Below are 21,287 nucleotides of genomic sequence, written 5' to 3' on the forward strand. Positions count from 1 at the left end.
TCTCATCCGTTATCATGCCTTAACAAAAAACAATGGCAGCGAAATATGACAAACCAATTAAACTGGATTACAGATTCCGACTTAGAATCGTGCGTGCGTGAAGTGATTATCAAAGGGCTACAAGGCATACAAAAATCTAAAAAAGACATCGCTCGCAATAGCCTTGACCCGTTTTCCGCCCTATTTGACGCCAGCCTGCAAAGCATCACACTAAGTGAGTGGCTAATTTCTGAACAGCGACGACAAGCTCAAAAAACATTGCAAAATGCCTTGGGGCATTTTCATCAATCGATCTTATCTTGTGTTCAAGATTGCTATATTCCAGATGAAAACTTTGTTGATCTGGTCAATGATAATCGACAAATAGTTGCCGAGATCAAGAATAAATACAACACAGTTAAAGGTTCAAACCTTAAGGATGTCTACGACGAGCTGAATCAAGCAATCAATGGTAAAACCTCTAAATATCGAGGATACACAGCCTATTATGTGACCGTTATTGCCTCAAGGCCCGAACGGTTTTCGCATCCGTTCACACCGTCCGATAATGCCAGCGGAACAAAAAAGCCGTTACAGGAACGTATTATCGAAATAGATGGCGTCAGTTTTTATGAATTGCTCACCGGAGTGCCGGATGCGCTGTATCAACTGTATGAAACCTTGCCTAAAATCATTCAAAAAGTTTTGTCTGAACCGCCGAGGAGCGCAGCAAAAAATTCTGCGCTAATTCAAGACCCTCATTTTGCAACGTTTTTTGCGCAGACCTTCGCTCAATAATTTCCATGGTTTCCGAATCTAAATTTCCCTCAAGCATGGCTCGAACGCATCGACCGATGTGAAAAGCCAAGTTGACCGGAACAGCATTACCTATTTGTTTGTATTGAGCATTCACCGAACCAGAAAACTGCCAACTATCGGGAAAACTTTGGATTCGTGCATATTCGCGCACATTCAAAGGGCGTGTTTCCGATGGATGGCAACGCTCCGTTTGCTTTTGCGCAGGATTACAGGTCAACGTCAATGACGGCTCATCCCATGACAGACGACGAGCCATACCCGTTTTACCGCCGCCATGGAAATAGCTTGCGCCCATATACTCCCTTTGAAGCGAGTCTGGCAAATCACGCCAATAACCACCTTCGGGAATTTGTTCCATGATCTTTTTCTTTTTATCCGTATATTTGACACCCTCACTGTCAGGTATTCGATGAAGAGCCGAACGCAAAGGGACAATGTACGATTGTTCTTTCGGAAAAGCGAAATCGGTGACAAAATCTTTATGCAAACCGATAATCACCAAGCGTTCTCGCTTTTGCGCAACATCAAAGTATTGCGCTCTTAACACACGGTAGCAGGTATCATAACCCAGCTCATCCAGTACGCTAAGCATAGTCTGAAGCGTTTTTCCGCCATCATGATTTAATAGCCCACGAACATTCTCTCCCACAACTATTTTGGGGCGCGTCTGCGCAATACAACGCGCAAATTCAAAAAACAATGTGCCGCGGGTATCTTCAAAGCCCAATCGATGTCCCGCGTAACTAAATGCCTGACATGGAAAACCACCCGTCACAACATCTGCTTGATAGCCTTCAAAATCAACTTGACTAATATCTGAATGAATAACCGGCCAATCAGGGCGATTCAAACTCAAAGTCTCGGTTGCCGTTTTATCGATCTCCACCAACAAAGAATGCTCAAAACCCGCATTCTCAAAACCCAAAGCCAAGCCTCCCGCTCCGGCGAAAAGTTCAATTGAGCGAAAGTTTGTATGATTCGGCACACTCAATACTTCAAAGTGCTGTACCTGTTGATTTAATTGCTGGAGATGGACGCGCTTAACTTCCTCTACCGAAAAAACTCGGTAATTATGCTGGTCTCGATGTGACTTAATCAACCCTTTTTTTTCCCAACGCCTGATCGTATCTGAGTGTAAACCTAAGGTTTGTGCGACTTGCGCCACAGAAAGTAGAGTAGATGAGTTAGTTATATTTTCCATTAGTACCCCTTGCATAATGCAAGGGGTACTTTATTGTTTTTGTGAGGAAAAATCAACTACTTTTAAATTATTTTTACTTCGCTAATTCTACCGCCAGCTCCGCACCCAGCACCGCATTGTTTTTCACCAACGCGATATTGGTGTCCAAGCTACGTCCGCCAGTGAGCTGCTTAATGCGTGCGAGCAAAAACGGCGTGACCGCTTTGCCATTGACGCCTTGCGCCTCGGCTTCGCGCAGCGCCTGCTCGGTCATCGCGTCGATTTCGGTTTTGGGCATGGCATCGGCTTGCGGAACCGGATTGGCCACGACCACGCCGCCATTCAAACCGAGCTGCCATTTGGTGCGAATAAAGTCGGCTAATTCAGCCGCGCTGTCGAGTTGAAAATCGGCGTTCAGGCCACTTTCGCGGGTGAAAAAGGCGGGAAATTGTGCTTGCCCGACACTCACCACCGGCACGCCATGCGTTTCCAAATATTCCAGTGTCAATGGCAAATCCAAAATCGATTTCGCGCCCGCACAAACGACCGCCACCGAAGTGTGCGCTAACTCCTGCAAATCCGCCGAAATGTCAAAACTGGTTTGCGCGCCGCGATGTACGCCGCCAATGCCACCGGTGACGAACACGCGAATGTCGGCCAGCTCGGCGCAAATCATGGTGGCGGCGACGGTGGTCGCACCAAGTTTTTTCTGGCTCAGAACATAGGGCAAATCGCGACGACTGACTTTGAGCACGCCCTCGGTATTGCCCAATTGTTCGAGCTGCGGATCCGACAAACCGACGCAGATTTTGCCATCGATGATCGCAATGGTTGCCGGAACTGCGCCACCGTCGCGGATGATTTGTTCGACTTCACGCGCGGTTTGCACATTTTGCGGATAGGGCATACCGTGTGAAATGATGGTGGATTCGAGCGCGACGACGGGTTTGCCTGCGGCGCGCGCAGCGAGGACTTCTTCGGAAAAATGTAACAATGATTTCATGGCGCTTCCTTTGTGGTGAGGTATTTTGATGGGTTGTTATTCAATGCGAACTAATCAATGGCTTCGAGCATCTGCACATTTAAATCGGGCAACACGCTTTGCTCGGCTTGCACGGTGAGGGCGGAGAGGGCGACGCCGCGACGCGCGGCCAAAGCTAAATCATCGGGCGCGTGATACAGCGACCAACACACCGCCGCAGAAAAAGAGTCGCCCGCGCCGGTCACGTCGCGCACGGTGACGACTGGCGCGGGGATGTGGTTCAGAACACCGCCATCGCCATGATGATCATTGTCGCTGTACTCGCTGTACGATGCACCTTGTGCGCCGCGCGTGACAATGATGCGACGCACGCCTTGCGCGTGTACCTCGCGGCAGGCTGCGGTGATGTCCGCTTCGGTATTCAAGACTCGACCAACGCGCGCGTGCAATTCGCCGACGTTCAAAATCAGCAGGCTCAGCCCATTTAAATCCGCCGGCAAATTCGCCATTTTTGGTTCGGACACGGCGACAATGACCAAGGGCGCGGCGCTCGTCTGCGCATCCTGCAGCAATTGCGCCACACTCTCGGCGGGTAAATTCAAATCCGCCACGATCAGACTGGCCGCCGCGCGCTGTGCCGCGCACTGGCGCAGCCATTCGGGCGTCTGCTGCGCGCACACATCCATATGCGCCAACGCGAGCACCATTTCGCCCGAATCGTCCAAAACAGCGGTATAGGTGCCGCTGTTCACACCGGCCACCGCCAAACAGCCGCCGGTATCCACGCCGCAATCACGCAGCGCGGCCAGCAAGTGCGCACCGGCGGGATCTTGGCCAACGACGGTCAGCAGCTGCGTCGGAGCGCCGAGCCGAGCCAAATTCTCCGCCACATTGCGCGCCACACCACCGAAGGTTTCCTGCACGCGCACGGGATTCGACGTACCCATTTGCAACGGCGATGTGGTACGCATTTTGCGGTCAATATTTGCACCGCCAATACAAACAATCGGGCGCTGCGCCTGCGGCAACACATAAGCGCGCCCCAAAATCAGCCCCTCGCGCGTGAGTGCCGAGATGTGTCCGGCCACCGCCGAACGCGAAATGCCGACCTGCTCAGACAGCTCCTGCTGCGACAAATAGGGGTTGCGCTGAATCAGCGCGAGGATGCGTTGCTTGGGCGTGCCGAATTCATCTGTCATCATTTTTGTTTGCCTCATAAACTTTTGTTCATTATATTAAACTTTTGTTTGATCTCTGTCAAGTGTGCAAGCGCTTTGTAGAACACTCATCCGTTTTGCTTAAAAAAATAATCAATCTCTTCTTGAAAAGAAACGCCTTCATCCCCAAATATTTTTCAGCAACAGACCATTGATTGGTTCTGGAATACATTGAAAATAAAGGTAAATCATGAATTTAGATAAATTAACCAGTAGTTTCCAAAGCGCGCTGCAACGCGCGCAGGGTTTGGCCAGTGAAAAAGGCCATTCGTCGATGGATGCAGCGCATGTTTTGTCGGCGATGTTGGATGATTTGGACAGCAGCGTGCCTGCTTTATTACGCTATGGCGGCGTGGATCTGGCGCGCGTGCGCGCCGAGGTGAAAAAGGCGGTGGAGGGCTTGCCCGTGGTGGAATCCTCGGGCATGCCGATGCTGTCCTCGGACTTGGCACAGACCCTCATGCGCGCAGAGCAGCACGCGCAAAAATACGGCGACAGCTATGTCGCGTCCGAGATGTTATTGCTCGCCTTGCTGGACGAGAAGAGCAAACACAGCCTGAAAAAAGTATTGAACGGCATGGGCCTGAATGAAAAGACCCTGTTGGCCGCCATTGAAAGCATTAGAAAGGGGAAAAACGTGGACAACCCAAACGCAGAAAACACCCGTGAAGCATTGAAAAAATACACACTGGATTTGACCGAACGCGCCCGCAGCGGCAAGCTCGATCCGGTGATTGGCCGCGACGACGAGATTCGCCGCACGATCCAGATTTTGCAACGTCGCAGCAAAAACAATCCGGTGCTGATCGGTGAGCCGGGCGTGGGTAAAACCGCGATCGTTGAGGGTTTGGCGCAGCGCATCGTCAACGGCGAGGTGCCCGACAGCCTGAAAGACAAGCGCATTTTGGTGCTGGACATGGCGGCATTGCTGGCCGGTGCGAAGTACCGTGGCGATTTTGAGGAGCGCTTGAAAGCCGTATTGAACGAGGTTGAGCAAGACGCCGGTCAAACCATCATGTTTATCGACGAGATTCACACCATGGTCGGCGCGGGCAAGGCCGAAGGCGCGATTGATGCGGGCAATATGCTCAAACCGGCATTGGCGCGCGGTGATTTGCACTGTATCGGCGCAACCACGTTGAACGAATACCGCGAGTCTTTGGAAAAAGACGCCGCGCTGGAGCGCCGTTTCCAAAAAGTCATGGTGGAAGAACCCAGCGTGGAGTCCACCATCGCGATTTTGCGCGGCTTGCAGGAGAAATACGAAGTGCATCACGGCGTGGAAATCACCGATCCGGCGATTGTCGCGGCGGCCACTTTGTCCAACCGCTACATCACCGATCGCTTTTTGCCGGACAAAGCGATTGACCTGATTGACGAAGCCGCGGCGCGCATCAAAATCGAGATTGACTCCAAACCCGAGTCGCTCGATAAACTCGACCGCCGCCTGATCCAGCTCAAAATTGAACGCGAAGCAGTCAAGCGCGAGACCGACGACGCTTCGAAGCAACGTTTGCAGTTGATCGAAACCGAAATCACCGAGGTGGAAAAAGAGCTGGCTGAGCTGGAGGAAATCTGGCGCAGCGAAAAAGCGCAGGCGCAGGGCAGCGCGCACATCAAAGAACAAATCGACGCCTTGCGCGGCGAAATGATCGAACTGCAACGCCAAGGCAAGCTCGATAAAGTGGCGGAAATCCAATACGGCAAATTGCCGCAATTGGAGCAGCAATTGGCGCAAACGGAATCCGCCGAAGCCGAGCAAAGCGCGACCGATAAACCGCGCCTACTGAAAACCCAAGTCGGCGTGGACGAAATCGCCGAAGTAGTCAGCCGCGCGACCGGCATTCCGGTCTCGAAAATGATGCAAGGTGAGCGCGAAAAATTGCTCGAAATGGCCGCACACCTGCACAAGCGCGTGGTCGGTCAGGACGAAGCGGTGCGCCGCGTCGCCGACGTCATCACCCGTTCGCGTGCCGGTCTGTCCGACCCGAACAAACCGTACGGCTCGTTCCTATTCCTCGGCGCGACCGGTGTGGGCAAAACCGAGCTGTGCAAATCCTTGGCGCAGTTCCTGTTTGATTCGGAAGACCACCTGATCCGCATCGACATGTCCGAGTACATGGAGAAACACTCGGTCGCACGTCTGATCGGCGCGCCGCCGGGCTACGTCGGCTACGAATCGGGCGGTTATCTGACCGAGCAAGTGCGACGCAAACCGTACAGCGTGATTTTGTTCGACGAGGTAGAAAAGGCGCATCCGGACGTGTTCAACGTGTTATTGCAGGTACTGGACGATGGCCGCATGACCGATGGTCAAGGGCGCACGGTCGATTTTCGCAATACCGTGATCGTCATGACATCGAACCTCGGCTCGCACGAAATCGCGCGCTTGGCCGATATGGGCACGCCGGACGACGCGATCAAGGTCGCGGTGATGGAGGAAGTGAAGCAGTATTTCCGCCCTGAATTCATCAACCGCATTGATGAAGTCGTGGTGTTCCACAGCCTCAAAGCCGAGCACATTCAAGGCATCGCGAAGATCCAATTGGAACGTTTGGCTGCGCGTCTGGCCGATCAGGAAATGATTCTGCACGTGACCGACGCGGCGCTGGCCGAGGTGGCGAAAGAGGGCTTCGACCCGACGTATGGCGCTCGCCCGCTCAAACGTGCGATCAGCCAGTTGATCGAAAACCCATTGGCCCGAGCAATTTTGGCAGGGCAGTACGCGCCAAAAGACACGGTGACGGTGGATTACCGCGACGGCAAAATCGTGTTGGCGTAACTCGAAACGCATATCGAGCGCCATCGTTATCTAACCACCATACAAACAGCGGGGCGGCCGAAAGGCCGCCCCTGTTTTTATACTGGGTATGATTTTGTTGGCACAGAACTCGCGCTCTTATTTCTCGTACACCTCTTAGCCCACGATAATCGCCGAGCTATACAAAACCTCTTGCAACAACGCGTCGTGTACAGTCAGATGGAAATTGCCTTGTGCAATGACTACATCGTTCGCCACCTGATGCGCCGCAGCACCCAAGGCCGCCGTTGAGCCAAAAACCGTATGGGCAAACAGCAATCGGTCATGGTCACCGTTGGCTTGATTAAAGTCCATGATGTGCGTGTTGTTCGCAGACGCGCCCAAACGGAACACATCGTCGCCCACACCACCGTAGAGCTGGTCATAGCCTGCCGAGGCATACAGCACGTCGTTACCTTCCGCGCCGTACAGCGCATCGTTGCCCGAGCCGCCTTTGAGCGCATCATTGCCTTCGCCGCCGTGCAGCAGGCTACCGCTGCTGAGCGCTGTCAACACATCGTTGCCGTCTTGGCCAAACACCGCTTTGCCCGAAAGCACATCGTTGCCAGTGGTGCCTTCGGTGGCTTTTCGATAAGCGACATCCTGATCAAACCACGAAATCAGCGAACGATTGTCTTCCAAGCCGCTCGCCGTCACATCATAAGGACGCGTCCAGCTGAGCCACTCGTTTTCAAACGAAATCTGCTCGACACCCTCGGCTTGCTTCAAACCTGTGCCGTTATGCGCGTTAAAAAACAACGTGCCGTCGGACAATCGGTACACATCCCAGTCCGATTGGCTTCCCTCTAAACGCAGATTGTCCTTACCCGCGCCGCCATCAACACGATCCGCACCCGCACCAGTTTTGATCGTATCATTGCCCGCACCGCCGTAGAGATAATCGCCCGCCACGCCGCCTTGCAACAAATCATCGTATTGAGAACCGATGATAAATGCTGTCGTTCCATAGTGGTCTGATGTGACGGTCTGTTTGTCCTGCACCCACGTGATGCCGCGCGACAGAGCGGACAAATTCGCCACAATGGTGGTGCTGTCGCGTTCCATGAATTCATAAAACGGATTATTCGCAATACGCAGCGTCGCATCGCTGAATACGCCGTCAATATGCGCGTACCACGCCACCGGAATATTCGCAATCGAGAAGGGCGTCAGGCTCCACAGCGGCGAGGCGTACATATCGTCAAACAGCACAATATTATCGCGCGTGGAGTCGTACCTATTGTCCGGATTAACCAAGCCCGGATCGCCCGCCGCAATGGCATCCTGCCACGTCGCTTCGTCCCCGACAATGCGGTAGACCACGTCATTTTCATAACCATAATTGAGCACCACGCCCGGCGCATCACAGATCAACGGTGAAGCGCAGCCCACATAGTTGGCATCGGCAAAAAAGCCACCGACCAATGATTCGCGGTATTCCGCCATCAAATTCGCCATGCCGCCACCCAAGCTATAACCGGTGACAATCACATCATCGGCACCCAAGCCATTTTTCAGCACAAAATCACGCACCGCCGTCAGCAAAGGCGCCATATTCGGCGCCAACTCACCTGTGTTCAACTGAAAATAATCCACGATATCCACCGGCGAATTCGTCCCTGTGAACGACACCGCCACGCGGGTCAAATTACCCTGCGCATCGTACTCACCGAGAATTTTCGCCTGCGGCCCACTGAGCGTCTCGCCGGTGATCGGACTGGCAATGATATACTGCCCCCACGAATCCACCGCACTGGCGGGCAAGGATAAATCCGTCGGCGTCAGTTCACGCCAACCATCGGGCAAACCGGCATTGACCACATTCGGATACAAACCGCTGTTAAGAACCGCATCACTGATCGATTGCACCATCGACTCTGTAGGCAAGCCAGCGATTCCCGCGATATTGGCATACGTCGCCAAGCGGTACGCCGTCGTAAAAAGCTCGACCGACTCCTCGGACGAGTATGACTTATAGTCAAACATTCCCATCGTTTTGTCTCCTGTTCAATATACTTTTGTTATATCGCAGCGTGGCTGAAACGAACGTTCGTCCCACTGCGTTTGGCGAGTGTAATTTAAATCCATTCGGATCACAACCGACCAGACGCAAAACGGGCGACCCACTGAGTCGCCCGATCATTTGGCACGCGCTAAAGTAGCCCGCACGTATGTTTCATTCATATCGCGCTTACTGGCGCAGCCCCACTATTTCCGCCAAGCCAACCACGTCCGCACCATCAACGCCGACACCAAAATCAAGCCGATGGCGATGTTCAGCGCATCGGTGAACAACGGCGTGGTCAACACAGCCAGAGCCGCCAGCGGAAAGACCCTGCGCATGTCCCAAACGAAAATCCACCTGCGCAGCCAAACCAGCGCCAGCAGCGGCCGCCGAGGCGAACACAAAATAATGCCCGTAACCCCAGTAAAACGCGGTTTTATAATTATTCAAACGATGCGCCACGCCTTCCTCTTCAAAATAAATCCACCACATACAAAAGATCACCAGCAGCGCCCCCAAACACGCGAGCATAAAGTTCACATCGAGAAAATGCTCAACGATACCGCCTTGCACCGCCTTGGCCGTGGACAAAATAGACTCACCCAATACGATCAAAGTCAGCAAACCATAACGCTCGGCAATGTGGTGCGGATGCCATGGCGTCATCACCGCCTTTTCCGCCCACATCGGCACCAGCAGCTCAAACACCACCAACAGCAAGAAAATCGGCAAAAAGGTTGATGGTGTGCCAAAAAATACCAAGGCAAACCAGCCCAATTGCATGACAAAAATACCCAGCGCATAGCGCGTGGTCGCGGAACGCAGATGCGGATTATGCCGTCCGGCGCGCAACCATTGCAAAACCGACACGATACGGATAACGGTATAACCCAGCACCATCGGCAGCCAATGCCCCTCAAACGCACTCTCAGCGCCGGCGGCAATCATCAATGCACCCGCCATCTGCACAAAAACCGCGATGCGATACGGCACATCATCGTTATCAAAGGCCGAGGCGAACCATGAAAAATTCATCCACGCCCACCAGATGGACACAAACACCATCAGATAGCTGACCACGCCGTGCGCCGCGTGACCATTGGCCAAGGCATGATGCTATTGCCCCGCTGCGGCGGAAATCGCCACGACAAAAACCAAATCGAATAATAATTCCAAGGTAGAAGCCACGCGATGCGACTCGTTCGGCGAACGTGCCAACATTTTGCGCCATGCGGGTGTGCAATCGGCGATGCGTGTGGATTCTGCTGTGTGGGGGTGATGGCTCATGGTGCTATCCCGACAAATGATAGGTTATTGATATTATTATGTTGCGGCGAGTTTAGTCGTCATCCAAGGTGATTTCAATGCCGCCCAGATATTTCGCCAAAAAATTATAAATCAGGGTCAGCAAAAACGATCCGGCAAAGACCAACACTAAATTAATCGCCACCGCCGACCACACGGTCTCGGCGGTCAAACCGGCAAACGCTTGTTTCAAATCAAATCCGCTGGACACGGTGGTGAATAAAAAACCGAACAAAAATACAATCAATGCGGTGACGGTGTACATCACGGTCAGTAAAATGCTGCTGTGCAGCGGGTTGATGCGAACGATGTGACGCGTAGTCATGAATGGCCTCGAAATCAATAAATGGAAAATCGGTGGATGTGGGACGCGACAGAACAACCGGACAAGCGATAGAGCCTGTCGCGTGCGCCATTATACTGTTAGCTCGGCGCAATTGCATCGCTCAAAAGATGCACCCAGAATACATGGTCTCACGCCGCAAACAGGGCAATCACAGCGTGATTCAGCACATCAATCGCCGCGCGAATAGAGCGATACCCGAGTATAATGGCGGCCTACACATTTTTCACCGAATCTAAAATTATGTTAAGCCAAATTCGCACCCGTATTGTTGACAGTTTCACCACCGCACTCAAAACCATAGCGCCAGACACGCAGGTCACGCCGACGCTGGAGCGCCCGAAACAGGCTGCGCACGGCGACGCCGCGTGCAATATCGCCATGCAGTTGGCCAAACCGCTGGGCAAAAACCCACGCCAACTGGCACAGGAGCTGATCGACGCCATGCCGGACAACCCCTACATCGGCGCGCTGGAGATCGCCGGTCCGGGCTTCATCAACATTCGCCTGACCGACGCGGCCAAACAATCGGTGATTCAAACCGTGATCGAAACGGGTGTGCAATTTGGCACGTCCAGCGCGCACGCCGGTGAACGCGTCATGCTCGAATTTGTGTCGGCCAATCCGACCGGCCCGCTGCACGTCGGCCATGCGCGCCAAGCGGCGCTGGGCGACATTCTCGGCTCGGTGTTAAGCCATCAAGGTTACGACGTTCACCGCGAGTTCTACTACAACGACGCAGGGCAACAAATCGCCAATCTGGCCATCTCGGTGCAAGCACGTGCCAAAGGGCTGGGCGTAGACGATCCGAGCTTTCCGGCGGACGGCTATCGCGGCGACTACATCATGGACATCGCGCAGGCGTATTTGGCGGGCGAGACCGTCAACGGCGTGTGCGCCCAAGGCGACGTGGCGGATTTGGACGCGATTCGCGAGTTCGCCGTTGCGTATCTGCGCAACGAGCAGGATTTGGATTTGAATGCCTTCGGTCTGAAATTTGACGAATACTTCCTCGAATCCTCGCTGTACACCAGCGGCGCGGTTGAGCAAACCGTCGCGCGCCTGACCGAGCAAGGCCATACTTATGAAGAGGGCGGCGCACTGTGGCTGCGCACCACCGACTTTGGCGATGACAAAGACCGCGTGATGCGCAAAGCCGAAGGCGGCTACACCTATTTTGTGCCGGACGTGGCGTATCACATCAATAAATGGAGCCGTGGCTTTCACAAAGTCATCAATATCCAAGGCACCGACCACCACGGCACGATCGCGCGCGTACGCGCCGGTCTGCAAGCGTCCAATGTCGGCATCCCACAGGGCTATCCCGACTACATCCTGCACAAAATGGTAATGGTGATGAAGGGCGGTCAAGAGGTAAAACTCTCCAAACGCGCCGGTTCCTACGTCACCCTGCGTGATCTGGTGGGCTGGACGAATAAAGACGCAGTGCGTTTCCTGATGATTTCGCGCAAAGCCGACACCGAATTCGTATTCGACATCGACGTCGCCGTCAGTCAATCGGACGAAAATCCCGTGTACTATGTGCAATACGCGCACGCACGCATTTGCTCGATTTTGGAAAAAGCCGGTATCGAGGTCAATGGCACCGACGCCGCAACCCTCGCGCCACTGACCGCCGCCTCAGAAATGGCGTTGATGCAACAAATGAGTTTGTACCCCGACACCTTGGCCGTGGCAGCGGACGATCTGGCGCCACACCACGTCGTGTATTACCTCAAAGATTTAGCGGCAGCAGTACACAGCTTCTGCGGCGGCAACGAGCGCGTACTCACCGACGATCTGGCTTTGAAAACCGCACGCGTGCATTTACTCAGCGCCGCACGTATTGTTTTACAAAACGGACTAAAATTACTCGGCGTCAGTGCACCAAATCGCATGTAATGCGTTATACCGTCGCTATATCCGCTCTATATCCACTACAGAATTTCACCACACTATTGCCTTAAATTACAGATTAAATAGCTAAACAATTGATTTTGAGCATTTTTTGGAACCACTATGACCGACAACACCCACGCTTCCCGTACCTCTGGCCGCAATGCCGGCTCGGCTCTCAACATCGGCATCGGTATGCTCATCGGCCTGATCGTCGCACTGATCGTCGCCTATTTCGCGATGTCGGGCGGTCCGTTCCGCGATAAAGCCAATACCAACAGCCTTGCGCCAACCACCGGCAGCACCGACCCGAACGCACCGCTGTACGGCAATCAAACTGCGGGCGGCGTAGTCACAACCCCCAGCAACGACCCTGCGGCCAATGAGCAGGGCTCCGGCACCGGCGTATTGATGAGCGGCCAAGCCCCTGCCAATACGGGCTTAAGCCAAAAGCCAGCCACCAATGATGCCGCGATGGCCGACGGCGACGCGGCAAGCAAACCGAAGAAAAGCGACGACCCGATTGGCGACCTGATTAGCAACAAAACCAAACCTGCAAGTGACAACAGCGCCGCTGACGGCAGCAAAGCAGCGCCCAAAGCAGACACAAAAACCGCTCCCAAAGCACCGAGCACGGACACACCCAAGACGGTGAAACCCGTGACCGCACCCGAGGCGGCCAATAAAAAAGGCAACTACACCATTCAGGCGGGCAGCTTTGCGGACGAGCAAAATGCACAAAAATTGAAAAAACAACTGGCAACCCAAGGACAATTGGCGACCGTTACCAAAAAGCAAACCAGCGACGGCACGATTTACCGTGTGCGCGTGGGCAGCTATGCCTCGGCTAAAGACGCACAAGCAGCCAACCAAAAAATCAAAGGCGTGGTGCTGGACATGACACCCTGAACCATGCGAATGGACAGCGTGATTTAAACTGATTTGGCCTACGAAACTGCTTGTAACATACAGGACAGACATGAAAAAAACCATGATTCACTGGCTCGGCGCGTCGCTCATCGGCGCGTTTTTCGTCTGCGCGCCCATCACAGACCTGCACGCACAGTCAGCAGCAACAGCCGACGAATGGCAACCCGGCGCCGACGTGCTGACACTCAGACAAGCGGGCAAAGTAGAGACCAACGCGCCGCTCAACACCGTTGAAGTGGTTGAGTTTTTCAGCTACACCTGCCCGCATTGTGCCCACTTCGCCCCAAAATTGACCGCTTGGCGCGCACAGCAGCCCGACAACGTTCGCCTGATTTATCTGCCGGTCAGTTGGCGTGCGGATATGCTCGCGCCACAACGTTTGTATTTCACCTTGGCTCAACTCAACCGACTGGATTTGCACGAGCAGGTATTCGCCGATTGGAACAACGATCCGAAAAGTCTCGCGACAGACGCGACGGTGTTACGCTGGGCGCAGCGCCAAGGCTTTGACAAAAAAACCTGGCAAAGCACCTACAACAGCGCCGTCATCACGCGCCAAGTCCGTGCGGCGCAGCAGGCATTTCGCCGCTTTGAGCTACGCGGTGTACCGAGCGTGGTGGTCAATGGCCGCTATGCGCTGATTCCGAGCGAACAGTTGTTTGACACCCTCGATCGCCTTGTCGCACACGAGCAGCAGCACACAAATGCACAGCCGTGAAAAACCAGCGATAATGACGCATCCTTTGACGCATTCCTGACTTCGTTCCCTTTATTAATTAAATGGGTAACGTGCGATAGATTCATAATATGTATCAAATTTCTGGATAAAATGCCCGCCTTGTCGGTTGTTTGAAACCCTTCATCTAACCACTGGCACATCCGTTAAACGCGGTATGAAACCGTCCCAACACCCAAACATGACACGAAAGGTTGATATGTCCATTGCTTTGCTCGCCTCCTTGGCTCAATCCACCCGCCGCGCAACACTGATCGGCGCACTCTCTGCCAGCACCTTATTGTTTGCGTGTAGCAAATCCGACATCGTCACGCAACCGAGCAACAGCAGCAGTGGTAGCGCGAACACCACGGCCAGCGCACCCGCACAACCGACCTTCACCGCCGAGAGCTTTTCACCCAAAGGCCTGACCCTCACCGAGGGTAAAGACTACACCAAGCTGCCCAATCCACAACCGCCGAAAGACGGCAAAAAAGAAGTACAAGAATTCTTCTGGTATGGCTGCAGCCACTGCTACAAGCTCGAACCAGCGGTTCAAGCATGGAAAAAAACTTTACCATCCGACGTGCGTTTCGTGCGCTACCACGCGCAGTGGAATGCCGCCATGCAGTCGCACCAACGCATCGCCATGACCCTGCAAGCACTGGGCAAATCGGACGCGCTGGATGACAAAGTTTTTGCCGCGATTCAGGATCAAGGCCGCGCTCTGACGGCTGAGGACAAAATCAGCGAATTTATGGTTGAGAACGGCGTGGACAAAGCCGCCTGGGACAAAGCGTTCAAAAGCTTTGAGGTCAATGCCAATATCGTGACCGCCGATGCGTTATTCAAAAACTATCAGTTGGAAGGCGTGCCCGCACTGATCGTCAATGGCAAGTATGTGGTTAAGGGCGATACGGCGGAGGCCTTAAAAGTCGTGAATAAATTGCTGGAAGAAGGCAAATAATTTCGCGATTCAGCATAACAGCAAACAGGGCGCACATTGCGCCCTGTTTTTTATCAAGCCATCGCCATTAATAATTTTGCCAAAACGCATCGCAACCCACGCAGAAGCACATACACGGGTTAAAATAGCGCATCACACATTTGCAAATAAGGATCATCATGGCATTTACCGTTTTTATCACCGGCGCATCCAGCGGCATCGGCGCAGCACTGGCACAGGAGTACGCCCAAAAAGGGGCAGTGGTTGGCTTGGTCGGGCGTCGCCGCGAGGTTTTGGAGGATGTTCGTGCGCGCATGAATCATCCGGAGAACCATGAAATTTATGCGGCGGACGTAACGGTCGAAACCGAGCTGCACGATGCGGCGCGCGCGTTCATCGCCAAGCACGGCGCGCCCGATGTGGTGATTGCTGCGGCGGGTATTTCGGTCGGCACGTGGACGGAATATTACGAGGATTTGGCGCACATTCGTCGGGTGTTTGAAACCAATGTGTTTGCCATGGCAAGCACGTTTCACCCGTTCATTGCGCCGATGAAGGCGGCGAAAAAAGGCTCGCTCGTCGGCATTGCCAGCGTCGCGGGGATACGCGGACTGCCCGGCTCGGAGGCATACTGCGCCTCAAAGGCGGCAGTGATCAGTTATTGTGAAAGCCTGCGCGGCGAGCTGCGCGACTCGGGCATCTCAGTATTGACCATTTCACCGGGTTATGTGGCGACACCTTTAACCGCGAAAAATCCGTATCAGATGCCGTTTATCCTTCAGCCTGACGAGTTTGCGCGCCGCGCGGTGCGCGTGATTGAGCGCAAATGCTCATACGCGGTGATTCCGTGGCAGATGGGAGTTGTGGCGAAACTGATGCGCGCGTTGCCGAACCCGTTGTTCGATAAATTGTTTGCAGGCAAAAAGCATAAGCCGCGTGCGCATGAGCTCAATCCAAACAGCTCGACAGCCGATGATAGCGCACAGCATCCTTCTTCATAAGCACACAACAGCAGAACACCATGAACACTTTATCCGCTACCGAACTGGCCGAGGCACGGGCTTTATCTGAAAAAGTATTGGACGGTTTTAACCGCCACTACGCACGTTTTCGCGAATGCGCGCGCGCCGCGAAAGTCTCGTTTGAAAAGGGCGACTGGCCGCACATCCAAAAACTGGTGGCCGACCGTATCGAGTACTACGACGAGCGCGTGGCTGAAACCGTGCATACACTGGCAGCCAACGCGCAGGTGCATCCAAACAACAAGGCGTTTTGGCACGAGGTGAAAAATCATTATGTCGAATGCCTGATGAATCACAAGCAGCCGGAATGCGCGGAGACCTTTTTCAACTCGGTCACGACCAAGGTGCTCAAGGCGGAGTATTTCCACAACGAATTCATTTTCAGCCGTCCGATCATTTCAACCGAGTACATTGACTCGGAGTCGGTGACGTACAGCAGTTATTATCCGATTCGCGATGGCTGGCACAAAGCGCTGGTGAAGATGTTCAACGATTATCAGTTGGCGCATCCGTTCACCGATTTGAACCGCGACGTGGCGACGATCATCGATCGCTTGCGTCATTTGGACAAGGTGGTGTTTAAACATCCGCGTCCGAACCTGCAAATTCAAGTGGTCAGTTCATTGTTTTACCGCAACAAGGGTGCGTATATTCTGGGCAAAGTGATCAACAGCTTTTTAGAGTATCCGTTTGTGATTCCGATTTTGCACGACCAAGAGGGCGGCTTGGCAGCGGACACCATCATTCTCGACACGCGCCACATCAATTCGCTGTTCTCATTTAACCGCGCGTATTTCATGATTGATTGTGACGTGCCATCGGCGGTGGTGAATTTCCTGCACTCGATTTTGCCGAGCAAACCCAAATCCGAACTGTACAATATGATCGGCCTGCAAAAGCAGGGCAAAGCGCTGTTTGCGCGCGATTACAAACAACATATGCGCCACTCAACCGACGAATTCATCCTCGCACCGGGGATCAAAGGCTTGGTGATGCTGGTGTTCACACTGCCGTCGTTCCCATATGTGTTCAAAATCATCAAGGACATCATTTCGCCACCGAAAGAGGTGGATAAGGAAATGGTGCAGCAAAAATACCAACTGGTGAAAAAGCACGATCGCGTCGGACGCATGGCCGACTCGCTGGAATTTTCCAACGTGAATTTCCCGCGCAGCCGCATGTCGCAAGAGTTAATCGATGAAATCCTGCGCATGGCACCCAGCGAAATCGAGCTGACCGACAACGAGGTCATCATCAAGCACGTTTACATCGAGCGGCGCATGGTGCCGCTGAATATGTATTTGCAGGACGCAACCGAAGCAGGCGATTTAACGGCGAAGGACAATGCGATTATCGAGTACGGCAACGCACTCAAAGACCTGATCGCCGCGAATATTTTCCCCGGCGATTTGCTGTTTAAAAACTTCGGCGTGACGCGCGGCGGCCGCGTGGTCTTCTACGACTACGACGAAATTGAATATTTGACCGATTGCCGTTTCCGTCCGATTCCGAAACCGCGCTACGACGAGGATGATGTCGCCGGCGAGATTTGGTTCTCGGTGGATCGCTTTGACGTATTTCCTGAAGAGTTCGCGAAATTTTTATTGACCGACCCCGAGGTCAAAGACGTCTTCATGCGGTATCATGCGGATTTACTCGACTGGCGTTATTGGAAAGAGCACCAAGAGCGCATCCGCGCCGGTCACATTGAGGATTTTTACCCGTATCCCCATCATTTACGCTTTGCCGAATCCGGCTACGCGGAGTTTCACCCCGAACACACCGAATAACAGGAGGAATTATGTCACGCACACGCACCACATTGGCCGTATCCATCGGCCTCATGCTCGCCGCCTGCGGCACCATCGGCACAGCCAATGCCGCACCGGACGCATCCAACAACACGACCAGCACCTCTGCGACACTGGGCAACAACTACGCCGAGCGCGCTGATGTACAGAAATTCGTTGAGCAACTCAATGCCAAATACGACTACCCTAAAGCCGATTTGCTCAAAGCCTTCGCTCAAGCTGAACGCATGGACACCGTATTGCGCCAACTCGAGCGCGACAAACCCGACCCGAATTTCAAGAAAAACTGGACCACGTATCGCTCGCGCTACATCGAGCCGATTCGCATTCGCGCCGGTGTGAATTTCTGGAAAAACAACGCCGCGACCCTCAGCCGCGCCACGCGTGAATACGGCGTACCCGAATATATCATCGTCGGCATCATCGGCGCCGAAACCATCTACGGTCGCTATATGGGCGACAACAATATTTTCGACGTACTGACCACGCTCGCGTTTGACTATCCGCGCCGCTCAGCCGAATACAAAGAATTCCTCGAAGAATACATCATCCTCACGCGCGAGAACAAAATGCCGCTGCGCTCGGTCACCGGCTCCTACGCCGGCGCGATTGGCATTCCGCAGTTCATGCCCGACTCATGGCGCGACTACGGCGTCGATTTTGACGGCGACGGCAAAGTCGATCTGCGCAACAGCAATGCCGACGCCATCGGCAGTGTGGCCAATTTCCTCAAAAATAAAGGCGGCTGGCAAAAAGGTTTGGACGTGATTTACGCCGTACAGTTTGACCAAAAACCGAAAATCGCCGACGCGCTCAAATTGCCGATCGAACCGTCCAAAACCATCAGCGAACTCAAACCGTATGGCATCAGCTCACCGGAAAGCATTCCAGCCGACGTCAAACTCTCGCTGATTGACCTGCCAAACGGCGACAATCCGGCGCAATACGTACTCGGCTCGAAAAACTTCTACGCCATCACGCGCTACAACAAGAGCTATATGTACGCCATGTCCGTATACGAGCTGGGCGCGGCGGTGAAGAAATCCTATGATGCGGGTGGCGCAAGCACCAAAGCGCCTACGCCAGCAGCAAAACCCGCGACGAAACCGGCTGCAAAGCCTACAACCTCATCGACCAAACCAGCCAGCACTGCGACTAACACCAAGGCCAGCACTTCGACCAGCAAAACCGCAGTCAAACCTGCCGCTACGGCCACACCGAAAGCAAGCACAAAAACCGCCCCCACCGCAGGCAGCAATGCCGCCAAGGGCGTTGATCCGAAGAAAAAAGTGGTAACGCCCAGCAAATAAACCAACACCATGAGCCAAAATCGCGTCCACATCATCTTCACCGGCGGCACCATCGCCATGCGTACCAACGCACACGGGCAATTGGTGCCCGCCAACAGCGGTGACGAGCTGATCGCCGCCATTCCGGCATTGGCGCACGCTGCCGCGCTGAGCACACACCAGTTGAGCAATGTTGCCTCAGCACACCTCACCACCGAGCATTGGCTGCAATTGCGCCAAGCCATCATCACCGCCTACGCCGATGACACCATCTGCGGCGTGGTGGTGGTACAGGGCACGGACACGCTGGAAGAAACCGCCTTTTTCCTGGATGCCTCATTGAGCAACGAACAATTGCACGACAAACCGATCGTACTCACCGGCGCCATGCGCAGCGCGGACGAAGCCGACGGCGACGGGGCGGACAATTTATTGAACGCGGTACTCGTCGCGCAAGACGCCGCCGCGCGTGGTCGTGGCGCGATGGTTTGTATGTATGGCCGCATCCACACCGCACGTCATGTGCGCAAACTACACACCACACGCACCGATGCATTCGGCTCTTTGGAGCACGCGACTTTAGGTGAAGTTCGCAGCAGCCACACCGACAACGCGCGTACCGTACTCTTTCACAGCTCGGCTGCCCGAGCACTGCCCAGCATTGCACTCAGCGAGCCATCATCCGCTTTTTACAGCCAGCCCATAGAACTGCCGAGGGTTGATATAGTAAGCGCTCACATTGCTTGTGACTCATTGTTTATCGATGTATGCATCCAATCTGGCTCTGCCGCCATTGTCGTGCAAGCGCTCGGCGCAGGCAATGTCAATCCGAGCATCAGCGCGGCGATTGAGCGCGCATTGACGCAGGGCATTGCGGTCATCATCGCTTCACGCTCGCCACTGGGCGAGACCGAACCGGTCTACGGTTACATCGGCGGAGGACAGTCGCTGCTCAAAATGGGCGCGGTCATGAGTCATGATTTACCGGCGCACAAAGCACGGATTTATGCGCAACTGTTGCTCGCACAAGCGGGCGCAACCGCTGCACCATTGACCGTGGTGCAATCCGGTTTTGATTTACTCAAAAGCCCCGTTCACTAATTCACTCAACAATCGCTCATGCCAGACATTGCTCAACAATTACTCTCGCCCGAATTGTTTCTGCTGTTGCCACTGGCTTTTTTGGCGGGACTGATTGATTCAGCGGTTGGCGGCGGCGGATTGATTCAATTACCGGGGATTTTCTCGATCTACCCGAATCAAGCACCCACCATCTTGCACGGCACCAATAAGCTCGCAAGTTTTTCCGGCACCTCGGTGGCCACATGGCGTTACGCGCGACATGTCCGCCTGCGCTGGCAGATGTTGTTCGGCGCAGTAGTCATGGCATTGATCTTTTCCTATCTCGGCGCAAAAACCATTCCGTATTTGCCAAAGGAATATTTGCGCCCCATTATGTTGGTGTTGATGATTTTGATGGTGATCTACACCTTTCACAAAAAAGATATGGGTCATGTGCATGAGCCAAAATTTTCACAAAAGCACGAAATATTCGCCGGTTTGGCCCTAGGGGCTACCATAGGCTTTTATGATGGCTTTTTTGGTCCGGGCACGGGATCGTTGTTGGCTTTTGCGTTTGTCAAATGGTTCGGCTTTGATTTCCTGAGCGCAACCGCACATTCCAAAGTGGTGAACTTATCAACCAATTTTGCCGCGCTTGCATTCTTTGTGCCACATGGTTATTTGCTGTGGGGTATCGGTTTGGCGATGGGCGCAGCGAATATTTTAGGCGCCTTGGTCGGTACGCATGTGGTGACGCGCTACGGTTCACCGCTCATCCGAAAAATATTGATCGTGGTTTTATGTGTGATTATCAGCAAATTTGCCTACGACACGGTTTTACCATTCATCAGTTAAACATTTCCGCCGATTGTTCCACGTGAAACAATCGACAAAAAACCCACTCATTCATCTAAAACCCGATGTTTCACGTGAAACATCAATCGGGTAAAAATCGTTCTGCGTTATAATATCATCTCAAAAACAAA

Annotated in this window: 18 protein-coding genes; 11 read left to right on the forward strand and 7 right to left on the reverse strand. The window is 53.6% G+C overall.

Annotation, left to right across the window (positions count from 1 at the left end):
• The first annotated feature begins 45 nt into the window (after positions 1–45).
• Complete coding sequence (locus ACZ41M_RS09265) at positions 46–777, forward strand: Eco47II family restriction endonuclease (RefSeq protein WP_464731440.1); 732 nt, start codon at positions 46–48, stop codon at positions 775–777.
• Here ACZ41M_RS09265 and dcm read toward each other — a convergent pair.
• The 3 genes from dcm to ACZ41M_RS09280 all read right to left on the reverse strand — a co-directional run bounded on the left by dcm (position 671) and on the right by ACZ41M_RS09280 (position 4,162).
• Entirely contained in the window at positions 671–1,999 is a 1,329-nt protein-coding gene (dcm, locus tag ACZ41M_RS09270) for a DNA (cytosine-5-)-methyltransferase (RefSeq protein ID WP_464731439.1), read from the reverse strand. The genes ACZ41M_RS09265 and dcm overlap by 107 nt on opposite strands.
• A 73-nt stretch (positions 2,000–2,072) precedes the next feature.
• Positions 2,073–2,981 (reverse strand): pseudouridine-5'-phosphate glycosidase, encoded by a 909-nt coding sequence (locus ACZ41M_RS09275; RefSeq protein WP_464731438.1) that lies wholly within the window; start codon positions 2,979–2,981, stop codon positions 2,073–2,075.
• 50 nt (positions 2,982–3,031) lie between these two features.
• Entirely contained in the window at positions 3,032–4,162 is a 1,131-nt protein-coding gene (locus tag ACZ41M_RS09280; RefSeq protein ID WP_464731437.1) for a carbohydrate kinase, read from the reverse strand.
• A gap of 205 nt (positions 4,163–4,367) precedes the next feature.
• Here ACZ41M_RS09280 and clpB point away from each other — a divergent pair, with 205 nt between their 5' ends.
• Entirely contained in the window at positions 4,368–6,959 is a 2,592-nt protein-coding gene (clpB, locus tag ACZ41M_RS09285) for an ATP-dependent chaperone ClpB (protein ID WP_464731436.1), read from the forward strand.
• Positions 6,960–7,094: 135 nt separating this feature from the next.
• Here clpB and ACZ41M_RS09290 read toward each other — a convergent pair whose 3' ends face one another.
• From ACZ41M_RS09290 to ACZ41M_RS09305, 4 genes are all read right to left on the reverse strand, one after another.
• Positions 7,095–8,969, reverse strand: a complete 1,875-nt coding sequence (locus tag ACZ41M_RS09290) for a calcium-binding protein (protein ID WP_464731435.1) — start codon at positions 8,967–8,969, stop codon at positions 7,095–7,097.
• 199 nt (positions 8,970–9,168) lie between these two features.
• The gene (locus ACZ41M_RS09295) at positions 9,169–10,089 is read right to left on the reverse strand and encodes a low temperature requirement protein A (protein WP_464731434.1); all 921 of its coding nucleotides are present in this window, start codon (positions 10,087–10,089) and stop codon (positions 9,169–9,171) included.
• Between the two features lie 9 nt (positions 10,090–10,098).
• Positions 10,099–10,269: a hypothetical protein gene (locus tag ACZ41M_RS09300; RefSeq protein ID WP_464731433.1), complete on the reverse strand. Its 171-nt coding sequence runs from the start codon at positions 10,267–10,269 to the stop codon at positions 10,099–10,101.
• Positions 10,270–10,321: 52 nt separating this feature from the next.
• The gene (locus ACZ41M_RS09305) at positions 10,322–10,612 is read right to left on the reverse strand and encodes a hypothetical protein (RefSeq protein WP_464731432.1); all 291 of its coding nucleotides are present in this window, start codon (positions 10,610–10,612) and stop codon (positions 10,322–10,324) included.
• Positions 10,613–10,873: 261 nt separating this feature from the next.
• On the opposite strand from ACZ41M_RS09305, the gene argS reads away from it, so the two are divergent.
• From argS to ACZ41M_RS09350, 9 genes are all read left to right on the forward strand, one after another.
• Complete coding sequence (argS, locus tag ACZ41M_RS09310; protein ID WP_464731431.1) at positions 10,874–12,532, forward strand: arginine--tRNA ligase; 1,659 nt, start codon at positions 10,874–10,876, stop codon at positions 12,530–12,532.
• Positions 12,533–12,649: 117 nt separating this feature from the next.
• Entirely contained in the window at positions 12,650–13,435 is a 786-nt protein-coding gene (locus ACZ41M_RS09315) for an SPOR domain-containing protein (RefSeq protein WP_464731430.1), read from the forward strand.
• Positions 13,436–13,505: 70 nt separating this feature from the next.
• Complete coding sequence (locus ACZ41M_RS09320) at positions 13,506–14,174, forward strand: thiol:disulfide interchange protein DsbA/DsbL (protein ID WP_464731429.1); 669 nt, start codon at positions 13,506–13,508, stop codon at positions 14,172–14,174.
• A 199-nt stretch (positions 14,175–14,373) separates the two neighbouring features.
• Entirely contained in the window at positions 14,374–15,138 is a 765-nt protein-coding gene (locus tag ACZ41M_RS09325) for a thiol:disulfide interchange protein DsbA/DsbL (RefSeq protein ID WP_464731428.1), read from the forward strand.
• A gap of 158 nt (positions 15,139–15,296) precedes the next feature.
• Positions 15,297–16,118 carry an SDR family oxidoreductase gene (locus ACZ41M_RS09330; protein ID WP_464731427.1) on the forward strand — a complete coding sequence of 274 codons (822 nt, stop codon included), beginning with the start codon at positions 15,297–15,299 and terminating at the stop codon, positions 16,116–16,118.
• A 20-nt stretch (positions 16,119–16,138) separates the two neighbouring features.
• On the forward strand, positions 16,139–17,929 hold the full coding sequence (gene aceK, locus ACZ41M_RS09335) for a bifunctional isocitrate dehydrogenase kinase/phosphatase (RefSeq protein WP_464731426.1): 1,791 nt from the start codon (positions 16,139–16,141) through the stop codon (positions 17,927–17,929).
• Positions 17,930–17,940: 11 nt separating this feature from the next.
• Positions 17,941–19,260: a lytic murein transglycosylase B gene (gene mltB, locus ACZ41M_RS09340; RefSeq protein WP_464731425.1), complete on the forward strand. Its 1,320-nt coding sequence runs from the start codon at positions 17,941–17,943 to the stop codon at positions 19,258–19,260.
• 9 nt (positions 19,261–19,269) lie between these two features.
• Positions 19,270–20,340 (forward strand): asparaginase, encoded by a 1,071-nt coding sequence (locus ACZ41M_RS09345; RefSeq protein WP_464731424.1) that lies wholly within the window; start codon positions 19,270–19,272, stop codon positions 20,338–20,340.
• An 18-nt stretch (positions 20,341–20,358) separates the two neighbouring features.
• The gene (locus tag ACZ41M_RS09350) at positions 20,359–21,156 is read left to right on the forward strand and encodes a sulfite exporter TauE/SafE family protein (RefSeq protein WP_464731423.1); all 798 of its coding nucleotides are present in this window, start codon (positions 20,359–20,361) and stop codon (positions 21,154–21,156) included.
• Positions 21,157–21,287 lie beyond the last annotated feature (131 nt).

Source organism: Puribacter membranae, assembly GCF_055380425.1.

Excerpts from the sequence above, each read along its gene's own strand:
- ACZ41M_RS09315 (WP_464731430.1), top strand. The coding sequence starts at position 12,650 with ATGACCGACAACACCCACGCTTCCCGTACCTCTGGCCGCAATGCCGGC.
- ACZ41M_RS09325 (WP_464731428.1), top strand. The coding sequence starts at position 14,374 with ATGACACGAAAGGTTGATATGTCCATTGCTTTGCTCGCCTCCTTGGCT.
- ACZ41M_RS09330 (WP_464731427.1), top strand. The coding sequence starts at position 15,297 with ATGGCATTTACCGTTTTTATCACCGGCGCATCCAGCGGCATCGGCGCA.
- ACZ41M_RS09320 (WP_464731429.1), top strand. The coding sequence starts at position 13,506 with ATGAAAAAAACCATGATTCACTGGCTCGGCGCGTCGCTCATCGGCGCG.
- dcm (WP_464731439.1), bottom strand. The coding sequence starts at position 1,999 with ATGGAAAATATAACTAACTCATCTACTCTACTTTCTGTGGCGCAAGTC.
- ACZ41M_RS09350 (WP_464731423.1), top strand. The coding sequence starts at position 20,359 with ATGCCAGACATTGCTCAACAATTACTCTCGCCCGAATTGTTTCTGCTG.
- ACZ41M_RS09275 (WP_464731438.1), bottom strand. The coding sequence starts at position 2,981 with ATGAAATCATTGTTACATTTTTCCGAAGAAGTCCTCGCTGCGCGCGCC.
- mltB (WP_464731425.1), top strand. The coding sequence starts at position 17,941 with ATGTCACGCACACGCACCACATTGGCCGTATCCATCGGCCTCATGCTC.
- ACZ41M_RS09265 (WP_464731440.1), top strand. The coding sequence starts at position 46 with ATGACAAACCAATTAAACTGGATTACAGATTCCGACTTAGAATCGTGC.
- clpB (WP_464731436.1), top strand. The coding sequence starts at position 4,368 with ATGAATTTAGATAAATTAACCAGTAGTTTCCAAAGCGCGCTGCAACGC.
- argS (WP_464731431.1), top strand. The coding sequence starts at position 10,874 with ATGTTAAGCCAAATTCGCACCCGTATTGTTGACAGTTTCACCACCGCA.
- ACZ41M_RS09280 (WP_464731437.1), bottom strand. The coding sequence starts at position 4,162 with ATGATGACAGATGAATTCGGCACGCCCAAGCAACGCATCCTCGCGCTG.
- ACZ41M_RS09290 (WP_464731435.1), bottom strand. The coding sequence starts at position 8,969 with ATGGGAATGTTTGACTATAAGTCATACTCGTCCGAGGAGTCGGTCGAG.
- ACZ41M_RS09305 (WP_464731432.1), bottom strand. The coding sequence starts at position 10,612 with ATGACTACGCGTCACATCGTTCGCATCAACCCGCTGCACAGCAGCATT.
- ACZ41M_RS09300 (WP_464731433.1), bottom strand. The coding sequence starts at position 10,269 with ATGAGCCATCACCCCCACACAGCAGAATCCACACGCATCGCCGATTGC.
- ACZ41M_RS09345 (WP_464731424.1), top strand. The coding sequence starts at position 19,270 with ATGAGCCAAAATCGCGTCCACATCATCTTCACCGGCGGCACCATCGCC.
- aceK (WP_464731426.1), top strand. The coding sequence starts at position 16,139 with ATGAACACTTTATCCGCTACCGAACTGGCCGAGGCACGGGCTTTATCT.